Source organism: Saccharothrix sp. ALI-22-I, assembly GCF_001984175.1.
Classification (GTDB): domain Bacteria; phylum Actinomycetota; class Actinomycetes; order Mycobacteriales; family Pseudonocardiaceae; genus Actinosynnema.
The window spans coordinates 57,055-83,935 of the sequence record NZ_MTQP01000040.1 but is presented as its reverse complement, the minus strand read 5'-3'; the positions used below and the strand labels follow the sequence as shown (position 1 = coordinate 83,935).

21 protein-coding genes and 4 pseudogenes are annotated in these 26,881 nt (G+C 67.0%); 16 read left to right on the top strand and 9 right to left on the bottom strand.

Annotated features, from left to right (window positions below):
• The first annotated feature begins 83 nt into the window (after nt 1–83).
• The 4 genes and pseudogenes from ALI22I_RS05465 to ALI22I_RS05455 all read left to right on the top strand — a co-directional run.
• The gene (locus tag ALI22I_RS05465) at nt 84–659 is read left to right on the top strand and encodes a Uma2 family endonuclease (protein WP_179118106.1); all 576 of its coding nucleotides are present in this window, start codon (nt 84–86) and stop codon (nt 657–659) included.
• A gap of 242 nt (nt 660–901) precedes the next feature.
• Complete coding sequence (locus tag ALI22I_RS53110) at nt 902–1,102, top strand: hypothetical protein (RefSeq protein ID WP_238598127.1); 201 nt, start codon at nt 902–904, stop codon at nt 1,100–1,102.
• A 75-nt stretch (nt 1,103–1,177) separates the two neighbouring features.
• On the top strand, nt 1,178–1,927 hold the full coding sequence (locus ALI22I_RS52080; protein WP_238598126.1) for an integrase core domain-containing protein: 750 nt from the start codon (nt 1,178–1,180) through the stop codon (nt 1,925–1,927).
• A 38-nt stretch (nt 1,928–1,965) separates the two neighbouring features.
• Nucleotides 1,966–2,349 (top strand): annotated as a pseudogene (locus ALI22I_RS05455) (transposase); the annotation flags it as partial.
• Nucleotides 2,350–2,388: 39 nt separating this feature from the next.
• On the opposite strand, the gene ALI22I_RS05450 reads toward ALI22I_RS05455, so the two are convergent.
• Nucleotides 2,389–5,193, bottom strand: a complete 2,805-nt coding sequence (locus tag ALI22I_RS05450; RefSeq protein ID WP_338013464.1) for an AfsR/SARP family transcriptional regulator — start codon at nt 5,191–5,193, stop codon at nt 2,389–2,391.
• 150 nt (nt 5,194–5,343) lie between these two features.
• Between ALI22I_RS05450 and ALI22I_RS05445 the strand changes: the two genes are divergently transcribed.
• Nucleotides 5,344–5,922, top strand: a complete 579-nt coding sequence (locus ALI22I_RS05445) for a DUF2690 domain-containing protein (protein WP_077004432.1) — start codon at nt 5,344–5,346, stop codon at nt 5,920–5,922.
• Nucleotides 5,923–6,912: 990 nt separating this feature from the next.
• Complete coding sequence (locus tag ALI22I_RS05435) at nt 6,913–7,686, top strand: maleylpyruvate isomerase family mycothiol-dependent enzyme (RefSeq protein WP_077004430.1); 774 nt, start codon at nt 6,913–6,915, stop codon at nt 7,684–7,686.
• Nucleotides 7,687–7,717: 31 nt separating this feature from the next.
• On the opposite strand, the gene ALI22I_RS53105 is transcribed toward ALI22I_RS05435, so the two are convergent.
• Nucleotides 7,718–7,975: a hypothetical protein gene (locus tag ALI22I_RS53105; RefSeq protein ID WP_077004429.1), complete on the bottom strand. Its 258-nt coding sequence runs from the start codon at nt 7,973–7,975 to the stop codon at nt 7,718–7,720.
• A gap of 69 nt (nt 7,976–8,044) precedes the next feature.
• On the opposite strand from ALI22I_RS53105, the pseudogene ALI22I_RS55365 reads away from it, so the two are divergent.
• Nucleotides 8,045–8,305: pseudogene (locus ALI22I_RS55365) on the top strand (recombinase family protein); the annotation flags it as partial.
• An 89-nt stretch (nt 8,306–8,394) separates the two neighbouring features.
• On the opposite strand, the gene ALI22I_RS05425 reads toward ALI22I_RS55365, so the two are convergent.
• Nucleotides 8,395–8,901 (bottom strand): helix-turn-helix domain-containing protein, encoded by a 507-nt coding sequence (locus ALI22I_RS05425; RefSeq protein ID WP_077004428.1) that lies wholly within the window; start codon nt 8,899–8,901, stop codon nt 8,395–8,397.
• 460 nt (nt 8,902–9,361) lie between these two features.
• Between ALI22I_RS05425 and ALI22I_RS05420 the strand changes: the two genes are divergently transcribed.
• Together ALI22I_RS05420 and ltrA are read left to right on the top strand one after the other, a co-directional pair.
• Nucleotides 9,362–10,045 carry a hypothetical protein gene (locus ALI22I_RS05420; RefSeq protein WP_202970700.1) on the top strand — a complete coding sequence of 228 codons (684 nt, stop codon included), beginning with the start codon at nt 9,362–9,364 and terminating at the stop codon, nt 10,043–10,045.
• A gap of 741 nt (nt 10,046–10,786) precedes the next feature.
• Nucleotides 10,787–12,040: a group II intron reverse transcriptase/maturase gene (ltrA, locus tag ALI22I_RS05415; protein ID WP_077004427.1), complete on the top strand. Its 1,254-nt coding sequence runs from the start codon at nt 10,787–10,789 to the stop codon at nt 12,038–12,040.
• Nucleotides 12,041–12,281: 241 nt separating this feature from the next.
• Here the strand turns inward: ltrA and ALI22I_RS53100 are convergent, their stop codons facing one another.
• Nucleotides 12,282–13,352, bottom strand: a complete 1,071-nt coding sequence (locus tag ALI22I_RS53100) for an integrase core domain-containing protein (RefSeq protein WP_077004426.1) — start codon at nt 13,350–13,352, stop codon at nt 12,282–12,284.
• 82 nt (nt 13,353–13,434) lie between these two features.
• Between ALI22I_RS53100 and ALI22I_RS05405 the strand changes: the two are divergent.
• Nucleotides 13,435–13,867, top strand: a pseudogene (locus tag ALI22I_RS05405) (error-prone DNA polymerase); the annotation flags it as partial.
• A 958-nt stretch (nt 13,868–14,825) separates the two neighbouring features.
• Here the strand turns inward: ALI22I_RS05405 and ALI22I_RS05400 are convergent.
• The gene (locus ALI22I_RS05400; protein WP_077004424.1) at nt 14,826–15,101 is read right to left on the bottom strand and encodes a hypothetical protein; all 276 of its coding nucleotides are present in this window, start codon (nt 15,099–15,101) and stop codon (nt 14,826–14,828) included.
• A 224-nt stretch (nt 15,102–15,325) separates the two neighbouring features.
• On the opposite strand from ALI22I_RS05400, the gene ALI22I_RS05395 reads away from it, so the two are divergent.
• The 3 genes from ALI22I_RS05395 to ALI22I_RS05380 all read left to right on the top strand — a co-directional run bounded on the left by ALI22I_RS05395 (nt 15,326) and on the right by ALI22I_RS05380 (nt 18,282).
• Complete coding sequence (locus tag ALI22I_RS05395) at nt 15,326–15,781, top strand: integrase (RefSeq protein ID WP_077004423.1); 456 nt, start codon at nt 15,326–15,328, stop codon at nt 15,779–15,781.
• 251 nt (nt 15,782–16,032) lie between these two features.
• Nucleotides 16,033–17,130, top strand: coding sequence for an integrase core domain-containing protein (locus ALI22I_RS53095; protein ID WP_077004422.1), 1,098 nt, complete (start codon nt 16,033–16,035; stop codon nt 17,128–17,130).
• Nucleotides 17,131–17,610: 480 nt separating this feature from the next.
• Nucleotides 17,611–18,282, top strand: a complete 672-nt coding sequence (locus tag ALI22I_RS05380; protein ID WP_077004444.1) for an AIM24 family protein — start codon at nt 17,611–17,613, stop codon at nt 18,280–18,282.
• A 152-nt stretch (nt 18,283–18,434) separates the two neighbouring features.
• Here ALI22I_RS05380 and ALI22I_RS47365 read toward each other — a convergent pair.
• The 4 genes and pseudogenes from ALI22I_RS47365 to ALI22I_RS05355 form a co-directional block, all read right to left on the bottom strand.
• A pseudogene (locus ALI22I_RS47365) lies at nt 18,435–19,254 on the bottom strand (transposase family protein); the annotation flags it as partial.
• A 130-nt stretch (nt 19,255–19,384) separates the two neighbouring features.
• Nucleotides 19,385–20,158, bottom strand: a complete 774-nt coding sequence (locus ALI22I_RS05370) for an alpha/beta fold hydrolase (RefSeq protein WP_077004420.1) — start codon at nt 20,156–20,158, stop codon at nt 19,385–19,387.
• 527 nt (nt 20,159–20,685) lie between these two features.
• The gene (locus ALI22I_RS53090) at nt 20,686–21,573 is read right to left on the bottom strand and encodes a transposase (RefSeq protein ID WP_238598125.1); all 888 of its coding nucleotides are present in this window, start codon (nt 21,571–21,573) and stop codon (nt 20,686–20,688) included.
• A gap of 278 nt (nt 21,574–21,851) precedes the next feature.
• A complete protein-coding gene (locus ALI22I_RS05355) occupies nt 21,852–24,722 on the bottom strand; it encodes an AfsR/SARP family transcriptional regulator (RefSeq protein WP_077004419.1) in 2,871 nt (956 codons plus the stop codon).
• 295 nt (nt 24,723–25,017) lie between these two features.
• On the opposite strand from ALI22I_RS05355, the gene ALI22I_RS05350 reads away from it, so the two are divergent.
• From ALI22I_RS05350 to ALI22I_RS05340, 3 genes are read left to right on the top strand one after another with little or no spacing between them, the layout of a single operon-like run.
• A complete protein-coding gene (locus ALI22I_RS05350; RefSeq protein WP_077004418.1) occupies nt 25,018–25,764 on the top strand; it encodes a hypothetical protein in 747 nt (248 codons plus the stop codon).
• Between the two features lie 24 nt (nt 25,765–25,788).
• Nucleotides 25,789–26,106 carry a hypothetical protein gene (locus tag ALI22I_RS05345; protein ID WP_077004417.1) on the top strand — a complete coding sequence of 106 codons (318 nt, stop codon included), beginning with the start codon at nt 25,789–25,791 and terminating at the stop codon, nt 26,104–26,106.
• Entirely contained in the window at nt 26,106–26,879 is a 774-nt protein-coding gene (locus ALI22I_RS05340; protein WP_077004416.1) for a WXG100 family type VII secretion target, read from the top strand. The genes ALI22I_RS05345 and ALI22I_RS05340 overlap by 1 nt, the downstream gene beginning before the upstream one ends.
• The last annotated feature ends 2 nt before the right edge of the window (nt 26,880–26,881 follow it).

Sequence of the window (26,881 nt, the reverse complement as noted above, 5' to 3'; positions counted from 1 at the left end):
TGTCGCGGTGATTGGTGTGAGGGCCGCTGCGTGGGAGACTGGGTGGGTCAGCAACACACGTACGGGTGCCAGAGGAGGCCGACGTGACCAGTGCTCGCCGGCTGGACGGATACACGGTGGAGGACTGGGAGAGTGTCGATCCCGAGCCGGGTCACCGGATCGAGTTGCATGACGGAAGGTTCGTGGTGAGCGCCGCACCGGCCCTGGGGCACCAGCGCGTCGCGGACCGGCTGTGCCGACTGCTGGACGACGCGGTCGTCGACAGTGGGATGGAAGCCGTCACGGCGGTCGGTGTGCGTGTGGCTCCCCGCGTGGGTTACATCCCGGACGTGGTGGTCTGCACCGAGTTGTTGCCCGCGGACACCACCACGGTGGACGTTGCCGTGGTGGCCCTGGTCGTGGAGGTGGTCAGTCCGTCGACGGCACGGGCGGATCGTCTTACCAAGCCCGAGGCGTTCGCCGCGGCGGGTGTGCCGCGTTTCTGGCGGGTCGAGCTCGGTGAGGGTGGTCCGGTGGTCTACTGCTATCGGCTCGACCAGGGTGTGTACGTCGAGCACGTCACGTTGAAGCCGGGCCAGGCGGGCACGGTGGATCTCGGCGGGGGTGTGGCCGTCACCTTCGATCCGGCCGGTCTGCTCGGGACTCGTCGTCGCGGTTGAGAAACGTCGCAGGTGCGGATGGTCGTGATGTCGCGGACCCGATACGGCGGTGGACGGCGTCGATGACCGGTCTTGTGCTTGCCGAAAATGCCGTCCGGTTTCATGGTGGAACGGTACGGGGATGCCTGTGGGGTGCCAGAACTCTGCGCTGGGGCGCTGAACTGCGGCAATCGTGCACCATCGCTGTAGGGAATGATCGTGGAGCGTGGCGTTACGACTGCTGTACCTGATCTTTGTCCGGCTTGTCGGCTGTGCTCGCTCGATCGTCGGCGACCAAAGATGTGGAGTTGCTGGTGCTGCGGCACGAGGTCGCCGTGCTGCGCCGGGCCAATCCTCGTCCGCGGCTGGAGTGGGCCGATCGCGCGGTGCTCACCGCGCTGGCGCGCCGACTGCCACGGCTGCTGCGCGAGCATCGGTTGGTGGCACCGGGCACCGTCCTGTGATGGCACCGATGCCTGGTCGCGAGGAAGTGGACCTACCCGAACCGCACCGGGCGGCCGCCGATCGACGACACCCTCGTGGCGTTGATCGGGCGGATGGCCCGGGAGAACGCCGGCCGGGGCTACCGCCGGATCCAGGGCGAGCTGCTCACACTCGGCCACCGGGCAGCCGCCTCGACCGTGCGCCGCGTGCTCAAGCGCCTGCGAATACCACCCACGCCCAAGCGTGACACCGACACCTCCTGGCGGCGGTTCCTGCGCGCCCAGGCCGCGAGCATGCTCGCCTGCGACTTCTTCCACGTCGACTGCACGCTCACCCTCAAACGCGTCTACGTCTTCTTCGTGATCGAGGTCGCGACCCGCTACGTGCACATCCTCGGCACCACCACCAACTCCAACGGGCTCTGGACCACCCAACAAGCCCGCAACCTGCTCATGGACCTCGACGACCGGGCCGACGACTTCCGGTTCCTCATCCGAGACCGGGCCGGTCAGTTCACCGCCTCGTTCGACGCCGTCCTCTCCGGCGAAGGCATCCAGGCCATGAAGATCCCACCACGGTATCCACGAGCCAACGCCTATGCCGAACGGTTCGTCGGCACCGTCAGACGCGAAGCCATCGACCGACTACTCATCATCAACGAACACCACCTGCGGACGGTGCTGAACCGCTACGCGGTCCACGACAACCACCGCCGACCACACCAAGCCCGACAACTCACACCACCACGACCGGACCACCCGACCGCAGAACCGGACTGCACGTCGATACGCCGCCGACCAGTGCTCGGCGGCCTGATCAACGAGTACGAACCCGCAGCAGCGTAAGCACAGGTCAGGCCGTGTGGCCGACTTCTGACACCCCACACGCCGGCCGCCTCCTGCTCACCCACCCCGAGAACCTGCGCCCGAAAGACACCACCCTGCTGGACAAGATCGCCGCGGCCTGCCCGGAGATGACCGCACTCGCCAAGCTGATACACGACTTCGCCGCCCTGCTGACACCGGCCGCGGGCAACGACGTGAAACTCACCGAGTGGATCGCGGCGGCCCGCGCCGTCGACCTGCCGCATCTACGCAGTCTCACCAACGGTCTCGAGATCGACCGGTCCACCGTGGACGCCGGCCTCACCCTGCCCTACCACAACGGCCGCACCGAAGGAGTCAACACCCGCACCAAAAGGATCATGAGACAGATGCACGGGCGCGCCGGATTCGACCTTCTCCGCCACCGCATCCTCCTACCCTGACAGACACCCAGCGTCACCACCGACTACGGGCCAGAGCCACTACTGGACAGACCCCTGGTGGCTGGCGTGGCCGAGTGTCTCCAGTTGTCGCTGTACTCGTTCCGCGTCGGCGGCGCGGCCCTGTTGCCGGTACAGCTCCAGCGCTTGCCCCCACACCGCGTGGGCGTGGTCGTGTTGTCCAAGGGCGGCATGGGATTGTCCTATCCGGTCCAGGGTGTTGGCCGCGTAGTTGGTGTTGCCCGATTCGCGGTACCCGAGGAGTGCGAGCCCGTAACAGTCCAAGGCGCGGGTGTGGTCGCTGGTGTGGTGGGCGATGTAGCCCAAGCTGTCCAGGACCGCGGACTCGAGTTCGCGGTGGTGGTGCCGACGGGCCGACTCCAGGGCGGCCTCGCAGCGGGTGCGGGCCGTCCCGTAGTCACCCAGCCTTGCGTAGTACCACCCGGTCGAGTTGAGCGCGGACGCCTCCCGCACCGGCAGGTCCAACTCCCGGAACAGGTGCAGGGCCTGCGTTGCGTGCTCCAGCGCCCTTCTGTACTGGCCCTGTTCCTCCCAGACGCGGGTGAAGCTCTGGTGGATGTGGGCTTGGGACACGCGGTCGGCGGTGCGCTCGGCCAACGCCAAGGCGCACAGCAGGTGTTCCACGCCTTCGTCGTGCAGTCCGACGTAGGCGGCGGCGTGTCCCAGAAGACGGCGGGCCAATATGCGGACGGCGGGATCGTCCTGGTGTTCGGCGGCGGCGGAACCGGTCCGCCATGCCGCGAGCCGTTCGCGGAAAAGCCCTCGGCGCAGGTAGAAGGTGTTGAACGCCCACGCGAGCTGCCACACGAGGTCGTACCTGCCCTGGGCGGCGGCCAGGTGCTGCAAGGCGGGCAGGCTGTGGTGCTCGGCGGTGAGCCAGGCCAGCGCCGCGGCCTCGTCGGCCAGGTCCTCGAGACCGTGGTTCGCGGCGGGTCGATCGAGCCGGATCGGAAGTCGCTGCGGGTTCAGCAGCCGTTCGGCCGCGTGGGCCGTGTGGACGTGGTAGTCGACCAGCCGACGCAGCGCCGCCTCCCGCTCGTCGTCAGGCAACTGCCCGGCGGCGGCGTCGGCGGCGCAGGCGCGGACCAGGTCGTGCATGCGGTAGCGGCCGTGCTCGTCCTGGCTGATCAGCGATGCCTGTTCCAGCCCGCGCAGCACGGTCCTGATCCGGCCTGGCGACAGGCCGGTGAGGCTCGCGGCGGCGGGCAGGCCGATGTCGGGTCCGGGTGCGATGGCGAGCAGCCCGAACACTGCGGCCTGTTCGTCGGTCAGCACCCGATACGACGACAGGAGCACGGTTGGCAGGCTCGCGGCCGGGTCCGTGTCGTCCAGTGCGTCGAGTCCGCTGTCGCGCAGTTCGGCGGCGAAGGCGGCGAGGGACAGGTGCGGCTGGGTGTGGGCACGGCCGGTGATGATGCTCAACGCCAAGGGAAGTCCACCGCACAGCCTGATCAGGGCGTTCGCCGCGGCGGATTCCGCGTCGACCCGCGCGGCGCCGAGTCGGGCGGTCAGCAGGCTGCGGGCCTCGACGTCGACTAGGACGCCGACGGACAGGTGGTGCGCGCCGTGGGCGGTGATCAAGCCGGACAACGTGTTGCGGCTGGTGATCACCACCGAGCAGGTCGGGCTGCCAGGCAGCAGCGAGGTGACCTGCGCGGTGTCGGCGGCGTTGTCCAGCACGAGCAGCATGCGCTTACCGGCGATCAGGCTGCGGAACATGGCGGCTTGGGCGTGCAAGTCGGACGGGATGCGACGCGGATCGACGCCGAGGGCGTCGATGAACCCGCGCAGGGCCGCCTCCGGGTTCATCGGCCGTTCGTCGGGGCTGAAGCCGCGCAGGTCCACGAACAGGTGCCCGTCGGGGAACCGGTCGGCGTGGCGGTGGGCCCAGTGCAACGCGAGCCAGGTCTTGCCGATGCCACCGGCACCGGCGATCACGGAGATGACGACCCCGGCCCTCTCGTTCGAGCTGTCGCGCAGGGTGGCGTCGAGGCGGTCCAGCTCGCCGTGGCGTCCGATGAACGGCCCGGGGGCTGTGGGTAGCTGTCGTGGCACCACCACCGGCGCGACCGCGACATCCGCGGGGGTGGCGGTCAGACCGGGATCCGCGGCCAGGATCCGCCGGTGCAGGTCCTGCAACGCCGGGCCGGGGTCGGTGCCCAGTTCGTCCACCAGCTTGTCCCGCAGTTGTCGGTAGTGCTGCAGCGCGTCGGCGGTGCGCCCGGCCTGGTGCAAAGCCAGCACGTATTGGCCGGCGACCCGTTCGTCCAGCAGGTGTTCGGCGGCCCGCGCGGCGAGCTCGACCACCAGTTGACCGCCGTGGCCGAGGCGCAGTCGGGTGTCGGCCAAGTCGTGCTGCGCGGCCAGCCGTTCCCGCTCCAGCTTGTCGCGTTCGGCTTCGGCCCATTCGCCGTCGACGCCGGTCAGCGCTTGCCCGCGCCACAGTCGCAGCGCCTCGGTCAGCAGGCGCGCCGCGGTGGCGTCCTCGGTCTGACCGAGGGCACGGGTGTACAGGTCGCGGAACACGTGCAGGTCGACCGCCGACGGATCGATCTCCAAGGCGTAACCACCCGGCCGGCGCACGACGTCACCCGCGTCGGCGGCCACCAGCGCCTGACGCAGGCGCGACACGTAGCTCAGCAGTGTCTGCCTGGCCCGCAGCGGCGGCTCGTCACCCCAGACCCGCTCGACCAGTCTGTCCACCGACACCACACGACCGGCGTCGACCGCGAGCACCGCCAGCACACACCGCTGCCGAGCGGGTCCCACGTCGACCGGGTGGCCGTGCGCCAGGACGGTCACCATCCCCAGCAAGTGGAATTCCACCACGTCGCCCCCCGAACTCCGTCCCCACTGCCTGCGTATCGGCTTTCACCAGCGCATTTCAGACTTTTGTCGGTCTATCACACGAACTTCCGCCCATGATGCCACCAAGGCGGCGGCACGTGCCGCCGGAACTCGACAGGGGGATAAGACATGAAACGAGGACTGATCACGACAGCGATCGCGTCGATCGCCGCGGCTTTGGCGCTGGTGAGCGGACCCGTCGCGGCCCTGGCCGATGCCGGTGGCGTTGATGCCGTGCCGGGTGCGACGACGCAGGGCTTCCGGACGGACGGCGCCCTGACCAACCGTGACGACGTGGTGATCCAGGTGGCCGACGGCACCGACCCCAGCGCCACGGGGTGTGCGGCGGACGCCATCACGGCCCGTTCCGACTACGGCGACATCAACGGGGTCAACCGGGTATTCGTGGAGTTGCGCTACAGCCCCAGGTGCAGGACGGCCTGGGCGCGGATGACGTCGGTGAACCTGCCCAACTGCGTGGTGAACGCCGACTGGTGCGGTGGCGCGACCGTCCACCGCAACAGCGACGGCCGTGAGTACTCATGCATCACGCCCAACGGTACCCATGGTTGCTACACGCGTCAGGTCAACGACGCCGGTGTCACCTCCTACGCCCGCGGCTACGTGGACTCGGGCGCGCGCACCGCTTACGCCACCACAGGCTCGTACCTCGCGGCGGCAGCGCGGAGCGCCGCCGTCGGCGGATGACGATCGAAAAGCACGCCGGAAGTACGCGATCGGCGTGACGACACAACCGGGCCGTCGCACCGCAAGGTCGGTGCGACGGCCCGGTCTCACGCACGATGACGCGCTGCGATCACGACCTCGGAGGACGTCGCCACGCCCGCCGCGGCCCTCGCTTCTCCGAAGACGATCAACCCCGCGAGCAGCACCGGCCTACGGCCCCACCGGTCACCGAGGGCGTCGTGTGGCGCGCATGACGGCGTCGTGCAGAGGATCGCAACTGCGTGAAGTGCGGCATGTGGTTCGTCGGTGTCTGCCCAGCGGGCCACCGGTGGTGACACGACGCAAGGCCGCGTCGACGACCCAGTAGGGCAGCAGCCACACCCCAGGGACAGATGCAACCCGGCGATAGTGCGGATCGCGCCGCGCCACAACTCGTCGACACCGAGGCCGGACGCGGCGGCCACCGCGTTCTTGGTCCACGGCGAGCCGTCGGGGCCAAGCCCGGTAAGTGCGAGCATCATCATGCGTTCCCCGCACCGTCCGGCGTGCGGATGGGCGGCTCAGGCGTTGTCAGGGTCGGTGTCGGTGGGGTGGTCGAGTTGGTGTTGGGCGCGTTCGGCATCGGTGTCGCGGCCCGACTTCCGGGACAACTCCGGCGCCTGCTGTCAGGCCGCGACGCCGCCACCGAACGCGCCCAACACCAACTCGACAACCTCGACAGCCGACCTGGAACCGCAACACCAACCCGCCTAAGAACCACTCTGCCCCGGCAGCAGGCTCGGCCATTCCGGGCGACAGCGCCCCTGGCAGCGCCGCCGCCAGGGGGCACCGACCGACGCACCGACGGCACTGCCGATCGCCTTGCTGTCACCACCAGCGGCGACAACGCCGGTGATCGTGACGCCGGCAGAGCCTGCACAGTCGACTGTCGCCGTGCCTTGCCCGGCCGTCGACGCGCTCGTCCGACAAATTCGCTACCCGGCGGCCGGAGCGCCGTGATACACCACCGAGGTGCAAGACATTTTGGAGTTCCCCGAGGTCCTGCGGCTGATCGAAGACCGCTCGGCCGCGTTCCGCGCCGCGATCGCGTCCGCCCCCGACCTTGACGTCCAGGTCCCGACCTGCCCGGACTGGACGCTGCGCGAACTGGCGCAGCACCTCGGCGACGGCCGCCGCCGCCAGGCCGCCATCGTCGCGGCGGGCCCGGGCGCTGAGCCCCCGGCGAGGACGGACCCGAAGGGCGCCCCGACCGCGCCCCGCGACCGCGAAGCCCTGGATGCCTGGCTCGCCGAGTCGACCGAGCTCATGCTCGACGCGATGCGCGAGGCCGGCCCGGACCGCGGCTGCTGGACCTGGTGGGGCCGCTCGCAGGCCCCGGAGGCCAGCGGAGCCGTGGCCCGGCACCAGATCCAGGAGATCGCCGTCCACACCTACGACGCCCAGCTCACCCAGGGGGCCGCACAGCCGCTGCCGACGGACGTCGCGGTCGAGGGCGTCGACGAGTTCCTGACGACCGTCTCGGCGACGACCGTCCCCTGGCCGTTCAAGCCGGCAACCATCGACCTGCACACGACCGAGGGCCGCTCCTGGCGCCTGACCCTCAACGCCGACGGCGTCCGCTGCGACGACCTCGCCGCCGACGCGGAGCCGGGCGACATGGCGATGCGAGGCGCAGCGAGCGAACTGGTCCTCTACTTCTACGAGCGCGTCCCGCTCGACGGCCTGGAGACCACCGGCGACACCGAGCCGATGGAGCAGCTCGCAGACTGGGACCCGAACGCGTAAAACGCGCACTTGTGATGTCGACGTCGGAGTTTCAGGACAGGGCGTCGTCGCGGTTGTGGCAGTTGGAGATGTCGACGCTGTTGGTCGAGGGGTACGGGACGGTGGTGGTCTCGTTCTTCGACGAGGGGGCGTCGCGGCGGCGTAAGTGGTGTAACCGTCCGGAGGCGGCCCGGTTGTTGGCGGCGGTCGGGGATCCGGATCGGGGGTTCGACGCGATCGTGGTGGGGAGTACGAGCGGGCGTTCTGTGGGCGGCAGTTCGACGAGTTGGTGCCGTTGTTGTAGCGGCATGGTGTCCGGGTCTGGTTGCCGGAGGTGGGCGGGCCGGTGGATCTGGAGGATTCGGATCAGCGGCGGTATATGCGGGAGTTGGGTGCGCGGTCGTTGCGTGAGGTGATCCGGGCGCGGAATCGGGCGTTGGCGGCGATGAAGGCGCAGGCGGAGTTGGGGCGGTATCTGGGTGGTCGGCCGCCGTACGGGTACCGGTTGGTGGACGGTGGGCCGCATCCGAATCGGTCTCGTGCGCGGTGGGGGCGGCGGGCTGTGCGGTTGGAGCCGGACCCGGTGACCGCGTCGCATGTGCGGTGGATTTTCGCGCGGCGGCTGGAGGGGCGCAGTGCCGCGGGGATCGCGCGGGAGCTCAACGAGCGGGGTGTGCGGTGTCCGTCGGCGGTGGACCGGGTCCGCAACCGGCACCGGTCGGGGGAAGCTCACTTCGCCCGTGCCTCGATCGTCGGATACTCCTCGTCCAGCCACGTGCGCACTGCGGCGGGCTGCTGTTCGTATGCCCTGCGGGCCGGGCGCTGCGGGGTGAAGCCGTGCCTTCGCAGCCACAGCCCCACACCCTGCTCGGTCATGTCGACCCCGACGACCAGCCGGATCAGTTCGACCACCGCCTGGCGGGTCCACAGCGGCCCGCCGATCAGCAACTCCTCCGGGGTGTAGTCGGCCATCGCCGCGAACAGCGTGCCCCGATCCTCGGGGCTGATCAGCTCGGCCGGTCCCGGCCGCCGCCTCCGACGCACCACCAGGCCGTCCCGGCCCTGCTGTTGGTAGGCACGCCACCAGGTGCCCACCGACCGCACGGAGACCCCGAACACCTCCGCCGCCTGTTTGTAGCCCTCGACCTGCCCGGACTCCAGCGCCGCCACCACCCGCAGCCGCAGCACCTCCTGCTCCGCAGGCGGCAACCGATGCGCACCCTCGACCTCGACCACGCACATCAACCTACAGGCAACCAATCACTTTCGATTCAATACACCGCCTGCCTGTAGCGTAGGGCGACGACCGGAAGTGAATCCTTCACTCGATCGAGTGAAGTGGCCGACACCTGGGGCAAGGCAGGGTCGACACTATCTGTACAGCAAGCCACCACCAAGGAAGGTCTTCGCTTGGGGCGGCATCTGCATGGCGCTCTACCGCAAGACCGACCATCAACGCGCCAACGCCCGACCGCTACACACGCTGCCACAACCGACTACCGGTCAAGCAGGGCTCACCATCTCGAAGTCCGCCGACGGCACAGTCGGGACAGGCTTGATGGCCTGAATGGTGATCTTTCAGGCCGCGTGTAAGACTCAGAGTAATTTGGAGACGACTCGTTGCCCGGAACATTGGATGGAATCCGCTACGGAGATGAGACCTATGTCGAACGCTGAACCGAAGGGTGTCCATGGAATGCTGGTGTTGGGCGAGGAGACGGTCTATCTGTCGCACCTGCCCATGTTCATGGCTCCTCATGACTTCCAGGTCTTGCTCGAAGTCACCCTGAAGAATGAAACAGGCGACGCGCAGCAGGCCTACGCAGCTGACCGCCGGATGACGGGGACGGCCATCTATACATTGGAACCCGAAGCGTTCCACATCTCCGACCTTGTCGCCGACGGCGAACGGCCCAGGATCACCTCGTTCACCGGCACGCTGTTTCGGGGACATTTCGAGCGCGGTGGCACCAAAATCCTTGACAGGGTGACAGTTGAAGTGGATCATGTTATCCATTTTCGGCAGCTTGATCATCGAGCCCTCCGGCCTGCCGCTCTGACTTACCTGGCCTTCGGGAAGAGAAGTGAGCTGTTCCTCTCGCATCTGATCACCGCGCCCCCGGACTTCGATCACCTCATCGCGGTTCAGCAAGTCCGAAGCGTCTCGAGCGCTATGCTCACCGACAATATTCTGCGGACAGGCCGAAGTCTCGCGATCGTCGGAAGGGTCGATCGCCCGGAAGACCGACTACAGGAAGGCGACCAGGTGGCGGCAAGCTTCCTGAATAACGGATCGGATGGGGTTGATCTACGTTTCGTGATGGGGCGGGAGTTCTATGTCGAGGAAGGGGAATTGGCCACACGTGGCCATTCCCACTGAAGTGATCTCGTGTCCTGAACGTGGAGGGATGCTGATGTAGGTAGTGCATCCTGAAGTGGTGCTGCGTGGAGGATAAAGGATCTTGGCCCTTCGGGGTCGCCCGGCGGAGGGTGGCTCCAAACCGCCTCATGCTGCGTTGGCTGAAGACCTTGTGAACATGAACGGAGGCTGGGCTCGGTGAGCTTGGGTTCCGGTGCTGTACGAGCAGATAGAGGAGTGTCTGGACCTCCGGAGTCGCCTTGCGGGAGGAGGCTTCAAACCACCTACCGGGGCCTTGGCTAAAGACCGTGGTCTTGAACGGTGTAGGAAAAGGCGCGGCTGAGATCGTGTCAGGTGTGGGCCGGAAAGATGAGCGATGGGTCGAAACGACCCTCTGCCGACTGAAGCGTCGAAAGCTAATCAGATGACATCGAAACCAGGGTCTGGTCTTTGCTCTGGGATGAGCCTGGGGGTTACCCGTCTACTGCCCAGGTGGTGTCCGGCGTGCAGGCAGCATGAGTCCGGTCCGGGCTCTCGTATGGAACATGTGAAGGCGCGCCCCGATACTGTCACCAGACAATTGGTGGCGAGAGGAAGAACTCCAAGCGGCGGAATCCGCAAGGAGCTGAGTACCGTTGCGTGGGTGCGCTGGCGGACTCGCCCGTAGTAGCTGTGAAGTCCCTGCGTATCGCAGTGGGGGCGGAGCCAAGGGGTGGGGTCGTCCTGGCTGATGCGTGTGATCAACCGTAAGGAAGGAATCGCATGAGTGAGCCGAAGTTGCAGGGCAAATCGCATGACATCCCGAAAAATCTGGTGTGGGATGCGTGGTTGAAGGTAAAGAAGAACGGAGGAGCGGCCGGGGACGATGGTGTGACGATCGATCAGTTCGAGGAGAGGTTGAAAGACAACCTCTACAGGCTGTGGAATCGCATGTCGTCGGGATCGTACTTCCCTGGTCCGGTCCGCGCGGTGGAAATACCGAAGAAGGGAGGAACGAGAGTCCTGGGTATCCCGAACGTGGTCGATCGGGTGGCGCAGACGGTGGCGGTTCTGGTATTTGAGCCGGAAGTGGAGAAGGTGTTCCACGAAGACTCGTACGGATACCGACCTGGCCGGTCACCCCTAGACGCGGTCGCGGTATGCCGTAAACGGTGTTGGGAGAAGGACTGGGTCGTCGATCTCGACGTGAAGGCTTTCTTCGATACGGTCCGGTGGGATCTGGCATTGAAGGCGGTTGCGTGCCACGCAGACCAGAGATGGGTTCTGCTGTATGTGGAGCGCTGGCTTAAAGCCCCGATGCGGATGCCGAGTGGCACCGTCACCGAAAGGACTCAGGGGACGCCGCAAGGCGGCCCCATCTCGCCGTTGCTCGCCAATCTGTTCCTGCATTACGGCCTCGACCTGTGGATCTCCCGGGAATATCCGGGGGTTCGGTTCGAGCGTTTCGCGGACGATGCGGTGATCCACTGTGTGACCGAACGTCAAGCCTGGGAGGTGCGGGGCGCGATCGGTCGTCGGTTCGCCGACATCGGATTGAGTCTGCACCCCGAAAAGACGAAAATAGTGTACTGCAAGGACAGTCGGCGCCGTCGGGGCTACCCGAAGGTGTCGTTTACGTTCTGTGGTTATGCGTTTCGTCCCCGGAAGGCCTTCAACAAGGCAGAGGGAAGGGCGTTCACGAGGTTCCTGCCAGCGGTCGATCCGGGCAAGTTGACGGACATGAGCCGCAAGATGGCCTCGTGGCGGATACATCGGCGCACAACTCTGAACCTGAACGACCTCGCACGTGACGTGAACCCGGCTCTCCGGGGCTGGCTCAACTACTTCACTGTGTTCTATCCGAGCATGGTGATTCCGTTGTGCCGGCGCGCTGATCGTCACCTGATGCACTGGGCAAGACGGAAGTACAAGCGGTTGGAACGCGGTGACAGGCGAGCGCGAGAATGGTTGTGCGGAGTCCGGGAACGGACACCCCGACTGTTTGCGCACTGGGAGTTGCGCTACACGACCTGGTGACTGGACGGCACGAGCCGGATGAATCGAGAGGTTCACGTCCGGATCTGTGAGGGCCGGAGGGCGAGATTCCCTCCGGCTACTCGGCGTCGTGGTGAGCGATGAGGAAAAGGCGCTGGTTAAAGCGTCAGGTAGGGACCGGGAAGGCGAGCGCGAGCGAATCGTCGAGGACGTGTCGAAACTTCAACAGGTGGCATCGGAACCTGTGGGGTGCCTAAAGTCGGCCACGTGGTCTGACCTGTGGTTAGGCCGCTGTGGGTTCGTACTCGTTGATCAGGCCGCCGACGATCGGTCGGCGGCGTATCGATGTGTGGCCCGGCTGTGGGACTGGATGTTCCGGCCGTGGTGGTGCGAGTTGGAGGGCCTGGTGTGGTCTGCGGTGGTTGTAGTGGGCCACGTACCGGTCGAGCACTGATCTCAGGTGGCGTTCGTTGATGATGAGCAGTCGGTCGGTGGCTTCGCGTCGGATGGTTCCGACGAATCGTTCGGCATGGGCGTTTGCTCGCGGACTCTGCGGCGGGATCTTCACGACCTTGATGCCGGCGTCGGCGAGGACGGCGTCGAACGAGGTGGTGAACTGGCCGGCCCGGTCGCGTATGAGGAACCGGAAGTCGTCAGCCCGATCGCCCGGGTCCATCAGTAGGTTGCGAGCTTGTTGGGTGGTCCAGGGCCCGTCGGGATTGGTGGTGGTGCCAAGGATGTGGACGTAGCGGGTGGCGACCTCCATCACGAAGAGCACGTAGACCCTCTTGAGGGTGACCGCACAGTCGACGTGGAAGAAGTCGCAGGCCGGCAGGCTCGCGGCCTGCGCGCGGAGGAATCGTCGCCAGGAGGTGTCGGTGTCGCGCCGGGGCGCGGGCGGTATCCGCAGGCACTTGAGCACGCGACGCACGGTTGAGGCGGCGACCCGGTGACCGAGTTTGAGTAGTTCACCTTGGATACGTCGGTAGCCCCAGCCGGCGTTCTCCCGGGCCATTCGCTCGATCAACGCCACGACGGTGTCGTCGACCGGTGGGCGCCCGGTCCGCTTCGGGTAGGTCCACTTCCTCGCGACCAGGCGCCGATGCCATCGCAGGATGGTTCCCGGTGTCACCAACCGGTGCTCGCGCAGCAGTCGGGGGAGACGGCGCACCAGTGCGGCGAGCACCGCGCGATCGGACCACTCCAGCCGCGGGCGGGGGTTTGTCCGGCGTAGCACGGCGACTTCGTGCCGCAGTACCAGCAACTCCACGTCCTTGGCCGCAGAGGACCGGCCGAGCAGAATCAGCCAGTCACCGAGTCGGACGAAGATCAGGTACAGCAGTCGTAACGCCACACCTCATGATCATGCCCTGGAGGTCCAGCGTGCGCGATCGTCGCAGCTCAGCATCCCAGTGCAGAGTTCTGACACCCCACAGGACAAAACCCTCGGCGTGCCGCTGTTCCAGGAACAGGTCATGCAGATCGCCATCGACGCGGCCGGGTTCAGCCCCGGCGAGGCCGACGAACTGCGCCGGGCGATGGGGTCGAAACGCGCACTGTCCAAGATGGACCGGCTGCGGGACCGGCTCTACCGCGGCGCCGCCGCCAACGGCATCCACGGCGAACTCGCGGACAAGGTCTTCCTCCAGGTCCAGTCCTTCAGCGGCTACGGCTTCCCCCAGAGCCACGCGCTGGCGTTCGCACACCTGGTGTTCACCAGCGCCTGGCTCAAGTGCTACCACCCGGCCGCGTTCTGCGCCGCTCTGCGCCGCTCTGCTCCGCGCCCAACCCATGGGCTTCTACACACCCCAATCGCTGGTCGCCGACGCCCGCCGCCACGGCGTGACCATCCACCGCGCCCGCGTCAACACCACCACCTGGCAGCATAATCAAAATGAGCTGTTCGGCTGGGAGTCGCGGTGCCAGGCACGGTACGGAGGCGCCCAGGCAACTTCCGCCCAGTCACCCGCTACTTGAACCGCACTTCACGAAGCCTCGGCCCCGCGCATGCGGCAGTGGCCGGCGATGAGCGTCGTGCCGCGTACCGCGCTGTTGTCGTCCCTGCGCGAGAGGAGGTGGTCCGCAAGCACGAGCGAGCAGGGCTACAACTGAACACCGGGCCTTTCCCGTGCGAACGGGAGGTGGTTCGGTCATCGCGCAGCCGGTTAGGTCGGTGTGCGTGTCATTTCCCGGGCGAGCGGGGTGGTTCGCTCCGAAGGCCGCGTGCACCTCCACCGAGTGGTCCATCGTGGATGGTCACGTCACGACCGGAGCCGCCACCTTCCGGCACTGCCCCAGTGCACCGCCGACAACGTCAGGCAGGCGACCGCGACGCCGTCCACGCACGACCGCACGGCAGTCGTGCCAGCCGGGACGCCGACCTCCAGGTCCACCGTGGCGTTTGGGGTACGCGGCCAGCCTGAGGAAGGCGACCGTGTCAGCGCGTGGGCCGTTCAACATTTGGGATCGAGTTGGACGAAGATGAGCGAAGACGCCGCCGGTGACTACTGTTGGAACTACCAATTACCAAGAGTCGCCGGCTCACCGCCACCTCCCGAATATGGGCTGACCGCGCCCCGCCCTGAAGCTCCCGCGGGCAATCGCCAGTGCATTCGCTATGCACCTTGGGGCACATCCTGACCGTTCCGCCAGTTCACGCGGCACGAGTTGTCCAAGTCACCCAGGACGCCCGCCACGGCCTGCCGGGGCTGCATTGCAGGTCACCGAGCCCACGCGTCGTCGAGGTCGGCCACCGCAGGCGTCGCACGGGTCTGCGGAGGCCAGTATGAGCCTCCACAGACCCCCTGGGTTCAGCGTCCCTCGTCGCTCACGACCACATGTCGTCGGTCATCTCCGCCCGCGACCAGGACTCGTCGACCGAGTCGCGGAAGGCGTACCAGCCCATCGGCAGGTCCAGCAGGGCCCGCAGGGTCGGGTCGGCGGCCAGCAGGTGGTCGACGCCCACCAGCCGGCCGTCTTCCTCGGTCACCTCGAGCAGCGGCATGAACTGCCAGTCGCCGTCTTCGTCGTGGTAGACCCGCATTACAGGCGTGCCGTCGAGCACGTGGTGGGTGGTGAAGACACCCGTTTTCTCGTCGCTCATGTGTGGTTCGACTTCTTTCCGTTGCACCGCATGCACAACGCCGCTCCGTTGCAAATGGCAAACCCTACGCCGCCCTTCGACTTCGGGTGCCTGTGGTGACGGCCACCTCCCGCCGGTTGTGCTTGGAGCCGGGCGTCGCCTGCTTGGGCTTGACCAGGGTGTGCCGCTCGAAAAGTCGTCGTCGCTGGTGGAGCGGGGTCTCACCGTGTTGAGACCATGTCCGGGTGATCGTGTCCCTGCTGTACAAGGTGACCCGGAGGTTGCTGTCCGTTCCGGCGGTGCTGCTGCGCGGCGAGGCGGCGAAGGAAGCCGAGCTGCTTGTGCTGCGCCACGAGAACGCGGTACTCCGTCGGCAACTCGCGGGCCCGGTCCGCTACGAGCCCGCGGATCGGTTCTGGTTCGCCGCCCTCTCCGGGCTGGTGGACCGTCGACGATGGCCAGAGGTCTTCCCGGTCACGCCGGGCACCCTGCTCGCCTGGCACCGCAGATTTGTGGCTCGTCGGTGGGACTACTCCGCGCGTCGACGCACCGGACGCCCACCGACACGAGTCGCGACCAAGTCGCTCGTACTGCGGCTCGCCCAGGAGAACCCCCGATGGGGTCACCGGCGGATCCAGGGCGAACTGACCCGACTCGGCCACCCACATCGCACCCTCGACGGTCTGGCAGATCCTGCATGACGCGGGCATCGACCCGGCACCACGCCGCTGCGGCCCGACCTGGCGGGAGTTCCTCACCGCCCAAGCCGACAGCATCATCGCGGCGGACTTCCTCCACCTCGACACCGTGCTCGGTCGAAGGCTCTACGCTGTGCCTGCCGACAACTCCATCCATGCAGGTCGAAGCCGTGCGTAGCGTGAGGGGTCGAAGTGCTCGTGGGTGCGGCCGGAGGTCCGCGACGACGTCGACTGACGCGGCATGATGACCGGCCATGCTGCTCCGACTGGCCTACCTGAGCGTGACCAACGCGTTCGCGTTGCTGCGCCTGCTGCCCATGAGCGATCGGGACAAGGACGTGGAGATCCTGGCGCTGCGGCACCAGATCACCATCCTGGAACGCCAACTGGGCAACACCCGCCCACGGTTCTCTCCCGCCGATCGGGCGTTCCTCGCGGCGCTGTTGCACCGACTTCCGGTCGACGCGCTTCGTCGGCTCCGATTGCTGATGCGCCCGGAGACAGTGCTGCGGTGGCACCGGGACCTCATCGCACGACACCACGCGATCAGATCCCGTCCCCAGCGGCCCGGCCGTCCACGCACCGTCCGCTCGATTCGACTCCTGGTGCTGCGTCTGGCGCGGGACAACCCCACCTGGGGCTACCGCCGGATCCACGGCGAACTCCTCGTGCTCGGTATCAGGGTCGCCGCGTCCACGGTGTGGCAGATCCTCAAGGACGCCGGAATAGATCCGACGACCGAGCGGACCACGACGACCTGGTCGGCCGTCCTCCGCTCGCAGGCCGACGCGCTACTGGCCTGCGACTTCTTCGAGACCTGCACGTCGAGCGGCACCCGCCTCTACGTACTCGCGGTCATCGAGCACACCAGCCGACGGATCCGCATCCTGGGTGCCACCGCGCACCCGACCGTGGCCTGGGTCGCCCAGGCCGCGAAGAACCTCGTCATGGACCTCGAGGACGCGGGTACCTGCGTGCGGTTCCTGATCCGCGATCGAGACGGGAAGTTCCCTGCCCTGTTCGACGCCGTCCTCGCCGACGCGGGTATCTCGGTCGTTCTCAGCGGTGTCCGGATCCCGCGGATGAACGCGATCATGGAGAGATGGATCCAGAGCTGCCGCCACGAACTCCTCGACCGCACGCTGATCTGGAACCAACGGCACCTGCTGCACGCCCTGCGCGAGTACGAGCAGTTCTACAACTCGCACCGGCCCCACCAGGGCATCGCCAACGCACGACCACTACACGCGCTGCCACCACCGATCACCGACCAAACCCAGATCACCGACCTCGACATCCGCCGACGACAACGGTTGGGCGGCATCCTCAACGAGTACCACCATGCCGCCTGACCTGCACGGATGACATTTTCGGCAAGTACACGATCCAACCCGGTCGTTTCGACGTCGACAACGACGTAGCGGCTCAATCTCCACCCCGGTTGGCGTGCTGCGTGCGGTCGGAGTCGGTTGGTCGCGAACCGCGGCAGTCATCGACCCGAACCTGTCGAAGATGTCGCGCAGCACCGGAACCATCTGTTGATCGTCCGATGAGAATGAGCCGTTACGGCCGGCGGATCTCAACGTGTCCGTGCAGGCCGTTGTGTTGATGCGCCCGATTTGGTCAGACAGCCACAGCAGTGGGCAGGATGGCGAGGGCGAGCAGCAGCCTGGTCAGATCGACGGAGTGGGCCGCTCGAGCATGAGATGTCCAGGATCGGGACGTGGTCGGCGTCGTCGAGGGCGACGAGGTCGGGTCTCCGGCAAGTGACGCGCACGGCGGTCCCGGCTGGTGTGGGTGCGTCCACCGGTGATCACCTGCACTATCGGGGCATGCGCAGCTCACTGTTCGACCACGCCGAGCGTGCCGGCGAGCCCGGTAGCTTCCAACTGCAGAACGACCGCATGCTCAAGGTGGACCTCACCGGCAGCGGCGGGTTCTTCTTCGCCAAGCAGGGGTCGATGGTCGCCTACCAGGGCGATGTCGATTTCGCCTACGAGGGCAGCGGCAGTCTGGGCAAGCTGTTCAAGAAGGCCCTCACCGGCGAGGGCATGTGGCTGATGAAGGTGTCCGGCAGCGGGGACGTGTTCCTCGCCCAAGACGCCGACGAGGTGTTCGTGCTCTACCTGGAGAACGAGGGCGTGACCGTCAACGGCAAGAACGTGCTCGCGTTCGAGAGCACGCTCAGGTGGGACATCAACCGCGTCGAGGGCGCGTCGATGTTCAGCGGCGGCCTGTTCAACACGACGTTCACGGGCACCGGGGCACTCGCCGTCACCGCCTTCGGGACGCCGGTCGTGCTGAACGTGGACGTGCCGACGTTCGTCGACATGCAGTCCGCCGTCCTGTGGTCCACCTCGCTGCGGTCCTCGATCCGCAGGACCGCCAAGCTCGGCGCCGTTATCGGGCGCGGCTCGGGTGAGGCGTACCAGCTCGCGCTGTCAGGCCAGGGCGTCGTCGTCGTGCAGGCCTCGGAAGGACACCCGGCACCGCCGAAGCAGTGAGGTGCACCAGGTCGGCCCTGATCAACACGGTGATCAGGGCCCGCCCCGCATCAGGTCAAAACCTCGCCACCGATCTCGGAACCCGCATGGAGTCACTGACCGTTTCCGTGTAACCGTTCGTGGCGTTGTGTGATCAACTTCTGGTTGGGTAATGTGGTGCGGCCGCGTTCGTGGTGAAGCAGGACCAGGGCGCCTGCGACGATGTTGCCGATGCGCCACGGGCAGCCGCGGTAGCGGCGGAGGGCCTTGTAGGTGGTCTTGAGCAGCGAGTTGGCTCGCTCGCCCAGGCAGCGCAGCGCGCCATGGACGGCGTTGTAGGACTGCTGGTCGATGGACAGTTGCCCGTCTTTCGGCTTCTTGAACGGGATCGTGAAGGTCTCTGGTTCGCCTTCGTAGCCCAGGTCCGCCAGCGCCAGGGCGCCATCGCTGATCCAGTCGGTGATCCGGGCCAGCAGGTCGGGGTCAGCGCGGGCGGCGCTGGTGTCGTGCTCGCGGCCGGGTCGCACACCGGAGGTCCACAACGGCCACCCGTCCGGGGCGGAGACGACCTGGATGTTCCCGCCGTGCTGGTGGTGTTTGCCGCTCCACCACAGGTCTACCCCGGTCGTAGGGCCAGGGGTGGCGATCCGGTCGGTGTGGATCAGTGCCGTCCACGATCACATGCGAGTGGCCGGCGGCCTTGGCCGCCAACAGCGCCCCGCGTAGCGACGGCCGGCACGCGGCAAGTACCGCGATCCCCTCGTCTCGGTAGTCATACGCCGTGGACACCGCGATGCCGTTGTCCCTGGCCAGAGCCGACATCCGAGTATCGTCCAGGTACCAGCGCAGCACCAGCACGGCCTGCTTGTAGGTCCCCAACGCGCGGGTCCCCTTCCGGGTACCTCGCCGCACACGCTCGGCGTACAGCAGCGCGGACAGGAACAGAACGCTGTCCTCGGATACTTCCAGTACGGCGGTGTATGTGACGCTCATAGCGGCGCGGGATCCCTGTGAAGTTGATCTGCAGGAGGACCACTTCGTGCCAGGGACCCGCGCTCTCAGGGTATCGCCGCACCGCGCACGCCCAGATCACACAGCGTCACGAACCGGAACTCGGAACAGCTCACTGACGGACAATGATTTCCGTGAGCCGTTCCGGCGTACGCAGCGGCAGATAGTGATCAGCCCCGGCCACGATCTCCAGGCGCGCGCCGGGGATGCCCTCGGCGAGTCGGCGGGCGATCACACCGATCTCCGGGTGGTCGTGATCGCCGACGACGATGGTGGTCGGCACCTTGACCCGCTCAAGGTGCTCGACGGCATCTTCCTCTGGGAAGCGGATGTGCCCCTTTTCGACGACCGCTTGCACCTTGGCGTTCTCGGTGACCATGGTCGCGATCGCCGGGTATCCCGGTGCCCGGTCGCCCAGCGGGGCCCATACCGCGAGCTCCATCTCGGCCAGGCGGTCGGGATCGTTTCCCCGGTTCGCCGCCGTGTAGGCGTCCAGCTCAGGAGACTGCGGCCAGTCGTGGCCGCCGGCCGACGCCGCGACGAGCGTCAGCGAGCGCACCCGTTCGGGATGCTCCAACGTGAAGTCGAGCGCGACCTCGCCGCCCATGCTCAGCCCGACCAGTGCGGCGCGCTCGATGCCGAAGTGGTCGAGCACCGCGAGGAGGTCGTCCTCGTAGCTGAACGGCGCGGTCGGCAGCGTCGATCGTCCCAGGCCCCGCGCGTCGTACCGGATCGCGGTGCGGTGGAGCGCGAGTTCAGGGAACACGCTGTCCCATAGGCGGCTGTCGTGGACGGACCCGTGGAGCAGGACCATGGGCGCTCCGTCGCCGGACTTCTCAGTCCACAGGCGGCCCTCACCGGAGACGGGGACGTGCTCGATCGTCATACGACCGATTCGATCACACTTCGGCCTGCTCCACCCCCGACACGGCCGTCCCTGCCAGCCCTTCACACAGCGTGATAGCCCGCTACGCGGAAAGGCCCAGTGGAATGACTCGACCCAGAACCAGTCGCAGAAGGTCACCGCCAATCGCGTTAGGTGGTACTTGTCCTGCTTGGCCAAGAAGGGTTGCGGCTCGGTCCAAGGCATTCGAGAACTACAGCAAAACGCGATTGCGAATAGGAAGGGTCGAGGTATTAATAATTGTGTCGAATAGCGGAGGTTGGAACGTGTGGGGCCTGGGGATGGTGTGGGGTGCCTAAAGTCGGCCATGCGGTCTGACCTGCGGGTCATGCTGCCGCGGGTTCGTACTCGTTGATCAGGCCGCCGAGGACTGGTCGGCGGCGTATGGAGGTGCAGTCCGGCTCTACGATGGTTCGGTCTGGTCGTGGTGGTGTGAGTTGTCGGGCTTGGTGAGGTCGGCGGTGGTTGTAGTGGGCCACGTAGCGTTGCAGCACTGTTCTCAGGTGGTGTTAGTTGAGGATGAGCAGGCGGTCGGTGGCTTCGCGTCTGACGGTGCCGGCGAATCGTTCGGCGTAGGCGTTGGCTCGTGGACACTGTGGTGGGATCTTTACGGCCTTGATGCCCGCGCCGGCGAGGACTGCGTCGAACGGGGCGGTGAACTGCCCGGCCCGGTCTCGCACCAGGAACCGGAAGTCGTCGGCCCGGTCGCCGAGGTCCATGAGCAGGTTGCGGGCTTGTTGCGTTGTCCAAGGGCCGTCCGGGTTCGTGGTGGTGCCGAGGATGTGCACGTAGCGGGTGGCGACCTCCATCACGAAGAACACGTAGACGCGTTCGAGGGTGACCGTGCAGTCGACGTGGAAGAAGTCGCAGGCCAACAGGCCGGCTGCCTGCGCGCGGAGGAACCGCCGCCAGGAGGTGTCGCTGTCACGCCTGGGCGCGGGCGGTATCCGCAGGCGCTTGAGCACGCGGCGCACGGTCGAGGCGGCTATCCGGTGGCCGAGTGTGAGCAGCTCGCCTTGGATCCGACGGTAGCCCCAGCCGCTGTTCTCCCGGGCCATGCGCTCGATCAACGCTACGACGGTGTCGTTCACCGGTGGGCGCCCGGTGCGGTTCGGGTAGGTCCACTTCCTCGCGACCAGGCGCCGATGCCATCGCAGGATGGTTCCCGGTGTCACCAACCGGTGCTCGCGCAGCAGCCGTGGCAGGCGCCGTATCAACGCGGTGAGCACTGCGCGATCGGCCCACTCCAGCCGCGGGCGGGGATTGGTCCGGCGCAGCACGGCGACCTCGTGCCGCAGCACCAGCAACTCCACGTCCTTGGCCGCAGGGGACCGGCCGAGCAGAACCAACCAGCCGACGAGCCGGACGAAGATCAGGTGCAGCAGTCGTAACGCCACACCACACGATCATGCCCTGGAGGCCAGGGTGCATGATCGCCGCAGCTCAACGCCCTGTGCAGAGTTCTGACACCCCACAGGGGAATTTTGCCGTCGCGGTCGCGGATCAGGAACCGTGCGGCGCTGCGCGCGTCTTCGAGGTCCATGACGAGGTTCCTGGCGGCTTGGGCAACCAGGCCGCAGTCGGGTGCGCGGTGGCGCCGAGCACGCGGATCCGGCGGCTGGCGTGCCTGATGACCGCGAGCACGTACAGCCGTGGAACACGAGCACCCCACGGGCTATCCCGAGCCCTTGTCCTGCTCACGCCTCTCACTTGCATGGATGAGGTTATCGGCAGGCACAGCCTTCCGGACCATTGACGCAGTGGCGGTCGCGGTGGTGATCGAATGATCGCGATCGAGGTCGTCGAGTTGTTGCTGGACGCGTTCGGCGTCTTCGTCGCGGCCTTGTTCCCGGTATAGCCCCAGTGCCTCCCTCCACGTCGTGGATGCCTGCTCGTGTTGTCCGAGGGCGGCGTGGGGATGCCCAAGCCTGTCGAGGCTGTCCGCGAGTTGGTAGCGGTTGTCAACGGTGCGGTACAGGGTGAGGGCCTGGTGGTAGTGGCCAACGGCCTGCTGGTAGTGGCCGGTGCGGTGGGCAATGAACCCGAGGCTGTCCAGGGCGTCCGCCTCTCCGTCGGGGTTGTCGTGGTGTCGGTACAGGGTGAGGGCGGCGCGGCAGTGGTCGCGGGCGGTGTCGAAGTCGCCCAGGCGGGCGGCGAACCAGCCCACTCCGCAAAGCGCGTGGGCTTCCCACTCCGGCTGGCCGAGGGCGCGGTGGAGGTTGAGGGCTTGTCGAACGTGGTCCAGAGCACGTTGGTCCTCCCCCCGCCTTTCCCAGACCGCCGCGAGCGTTCGGTGGATGTGTGCCTGTTGGGTGGGGTCGTCGTGGCGTACGGCTAGATCGAGGGCTTGGTCCAAGTGGTCGGTGGCTTCCTCGTGGAGCCCCAGTCTGGCGTAGGCATAGCCGAGGGCTCGGTGAGCGCCGCTGCGGGTGGCGGGGTCGGGTAGGTGGGCGGCTGCATCCACCGCTGCTCGCCACATGGCGAGCGCGTCTCGTAGGTGCCCACTTCGGTAGTGGAAGCTTTCTAGTGCCTGGGCGAGGTGCCAGACGGCGGGATGGTGGCCGAGGACGACGGCGGCACGCTGGGTGGCCAGGAGGTTGGCGTGCTCGGTCTGCAGCCAGGCCGTCGCGGCTGCGGCATCATGCAACGGGTGCGGGTGGACGCCGGGCGCGGGCGGGTCGGGTTCCAGATGTTGGCGGGTGGGCTCTAAAAGGTGATCGGCGGTGTGAGCGGTATGCAGGTGGAAGTCCATGACTCGCACCAGGGCCGCCTCCCGCACGTCGTCGGGCAGGTCGTGGGCGATGCTGGCGGCGTAGGTGCGGACCAGGTCGTGCATCGCGTACCGACCGCCCGGTCGCCGTTCGAGCAGGGACGCGTTCTCCAGCGTCGCCAGCGCCTTGCGTGCGCGGGCCGGGGGCAGGCCGGTGAGGGAGACCACAGCGGGCAGCGTCGTGTCGGGACCGGGTGCGATTCCCAACAGTCCGAACACGGTGCGCTGCTCGTCGGTGAGCCAGCGCAGGGACCATGACAACACGTCGGGGAGACTGGCGGCGGAGTCGGTGTCGTGATCGAGCATCTCCAAGCCCAGCTCGCGCAGCTCGGCGGCGATCTCGGTTAGCGGGATGCCGGGGCGGCTAGCGGCGACGCGGGCGGTGATCGACAGGGCCAGTGGGTAGCCCCCGCACAACTCGACCAGCTCATCGACGGCATCGGCCTCGGCACGGTCCGCGCCGAGGCGTGCGGCGAGCAGGGCACGGGCCTCGACACGGTCCAGGATGTCCAGTTGCAGGTGGCGGGCGCCGTGCCGGTCGATCAGGGAGGCGAGCCTGGTGCGACCGGTGACCAGCACGGTGCAGGTCGGGCTGCCCGGCAGCAGCGGGACGACCTGGTCGACGGTGGCGGCGTTGTCCAGCACGACCAGCATCCGCTTCCCGGCGACCAGGCTCCGGTACAGCGCCGCCTGCGCGTCCAGGTTCGGCGGGATCCGACCGGAGGCGACTCCGAGGGCGTCGAGGAACCCGTGCACCGCCGACTCCGGAGCCATCGGTTCTTCCGTGGGGCTGAACCCGTGCAGGTCGATGAACAGTTGTCCGTCGGGAAACCGGTCCAGGTGGCGGTGTGCCCATGCCAGGGCGAGCCAGGTCTTGCCGATCCCGCCGGTCCCGCCGATCGCCGAGATCACCACCGTGGTGGCGGTTTGTCTTGCCGAACCGGTTTCGAAGAGCAGTCGGTCCCCGTGTAGTCCGGCGGTCAGCGCCTGGTCCAAGCGGGCCAGTTCGGTGCCGCGGCCGGTGAACCATCGTGGCGGCGCGGGCAACTGCCGGGGCACCGGCGGCTCCGCCTTCGCCGCTGTCCCGCTGGTGATCGCCGCGCCCGTGATCGCCGCCAAGGGCGGGGTGAGGGTGGGATCGGTGTCGAGGATGCGCTGGTGCAGATCCTGCAGTGCGGTGCCGGGCTCGGTTCCCAGGTGCTCGACCAGCCGGTCGCGCAGCGCGCGGTAGTGGGCCAGGGCGTCGGCGGTGCGCCCGGCGCGGTGCAGGGCCAGCATCAACTGACTGGCCACGCGTTCGTCCAACGGCCATCGGACGGTGCGGGCGCTTAGGGTAGCCACCAGGTCCTCGCCGTGGCCCAGGCGCAGCAGGGTGTCGGTCAGGTCGCACTCGGCGCCCAGGAGTTGCTGGTGCAGCCGATAGCGCTCGGCCTCCGCCCAGTCGCCCTCAATGCCGGTCAGGGCCTCTCCCTGCCACAGGTCCAGCGCCTGCCGCAGCAGTGCCGCCGCCTGCCGGTCGTCACCGGTACGGGCCTGAGCGCACAGATCGTGAAAGCGCAGCAGGTCGACCGTGAAGCGCTCGACGTCCAGCGAGTAGCCCCCAGGGCGTCGGGCGACGACCGCTGTACCGGCGCTCGCGAGTAACAGACGCAGGCGCGACAGGTAGTTCAGCAACGTCGTCCTGGCACGCAGCGGCGGGTCATCGCCCCACACCCGGTCGATCAGCCGGTCCACCGGGACCACCCGGCCCGCGTCCACCGCCAAGGCCGCCAGCACACACCTCTGCCGCGCCGGCCCGAGCTCGAGCGCGTCGCCGTCGACGAGTACCGCTATTCCACCTAGAAGAATAAATTCCATCTGCCGGTTCCCACAGTGTCGAGTTCCGTTGCGTGACGCGTCCTGCGGCGGTGATACCAGCACTGACCAGCGGATTGTTGGAAAACACGGAAAGTTCACGGAGACGGCGGCACACACTGGAACACACCGGTAGTCCCGGTAGTCGCGACCGGCCGCATGCGCGCTGATCGCCACCCGGCTCGACGTGCACGCGGCGAAGGAGAGACGGAGCTGAATGATGTCCACACGTGGTCGCTACTCCTCCGGTCATGCGAGGCCGACGGCCGACGACTGGCGTCGTGGGTTCGCCGAACCCGACTTCGAGGACGAGGAGCCGCCGGCGCGGGGCCGCAATGCTCCGAACACCTCGCCGGAACCCGGTCCCGGCGCGTTCAGCGGCGCTGACGACAGCGGTGCCATCACGGTGGCGGTGGACCGAGCGGGCCGAGTCGTCGACGTCACGATCGCTCAGAACTGGCGGAACTACATCACACCGCGCGCACTGGGGCAGGCGCTGCTCACCGCCGCCGGTAACGCGATCGTCGAACTCGTGGCCGAACACGTGGAGGGCCTGGATCTCGACCCGATCATCGTCAAGGTCCCGACGGCCCCGACCGCCATCCCGTCCGAGGACTACTACTCGGTGCTGAACGAGATGGCCGACCTGCTGACCCGGGCCGGTCGGGATCTCGAAATCTATCGCGATGAAGCGGAATCCGTGCTGAACGCGACCGCCACCGCGGCTGGGCCGAACGGCAGGGTGTCGGTCACCGTGGCACGCGGCCGGGTCGTCGAGGTGACCGCCGACTCACGGTGGGCCTCGCACGTCCGGTACACCGAGATCCGGTCCGAGGCGCTCGGCGCCTTCCGCGCGGCCGCGCGGCAACTCGGCGACACCGACATCACCACCGTCCAGAAGCCGGCCTCGCTGGCCCGGCTCCAAGAACTGGTCGAACATCTCGCGCATGGCACGCGCGACTGAGTTGAGGGTACGGAGGGACGTCATATGAAATCGGTCGAGGCCGTGTGTGCCACGCTGGTGGAGGACGCAAAAAAATGGCGGGCAGGCGCCGACGCGATGGAAGGTGGGGCGAGGGCGGCTGGCGGTCTGGCGATGGACGAGAGACAGTTCGGCGCGACCGCCGATAACCGTGGGGTCGTTACGGCGTACGCGACGCTCCAGCAGAAGCTCATCAAATTGGTGTCGGGTGCGGTGACCGAGTTCAACAAGATCGGCGACACTCTGTCCCTCACCGCCCAGACCTACCTGATGGAAGACCAGGCGGGCGAGCACGCTATGCGCCGACTCGAGGATCGACTCTGATGGGCGGCGTCGACGGCGCGTTCGACGAAGCCATCTCGTCGATCGAATCTGCCCTCAAGAAGATGCGGAAGGCTCGGGGCGATATCATCGACCACGTCAACTGGGCGCTCAAGTTCCTTCCCGATGGCATCGCCGACCAAGTCCGGAGGGCAACGCAGAAGCTCGACGGTGAAGTTTCCAAGTCCGAAAACTCGATCCTAGACCTCCTGCTGGAACGTGGTTCGCCTGCCGCGCTGCGTGAGGCGGCCTCGGAATGGAACAGCAAGGTCGCCGCGGTTGCGGGGCGGCAAGCCGTGGATCTCGCGTTTGGGAGTATGCCGAGCAACGGTAACTGGAAAGGCGATGCGCAGCTGGCGTACCGGTCGGTCATCGATCAGCAGAACAAGGCGCTCACCGATCTAAAACCCGTATTCGACGAGCTGAACAGCACATTGAACGACATCGCCGACGCGCTGAAGGATTTCTGGATCCAGTTTGCGTCGGCGGTCACCTTGCTGTGCGTAGCGATAATGATTTGTGCCCTCGAGACGATCGGAGTGATCACGATCGAGGCTGCAATAACGACAGGGCTTGCGGCCGTCGGTCTCTTTGTGTCCAGTGTACTAGTCATAGACAGTTTGTTCGAGAGCGCACTGGACAGCAACAAGGCCAGGCTCGAAAAGCTGATCACCACGAACGGTGTCGAAGGTATATGGCCGGCACCCGCTGCCGATTTCAGCGACGCATCCGTGCTCGACGGCGACAATAAGAGCGATTGGGAACCGATCTTCTGACC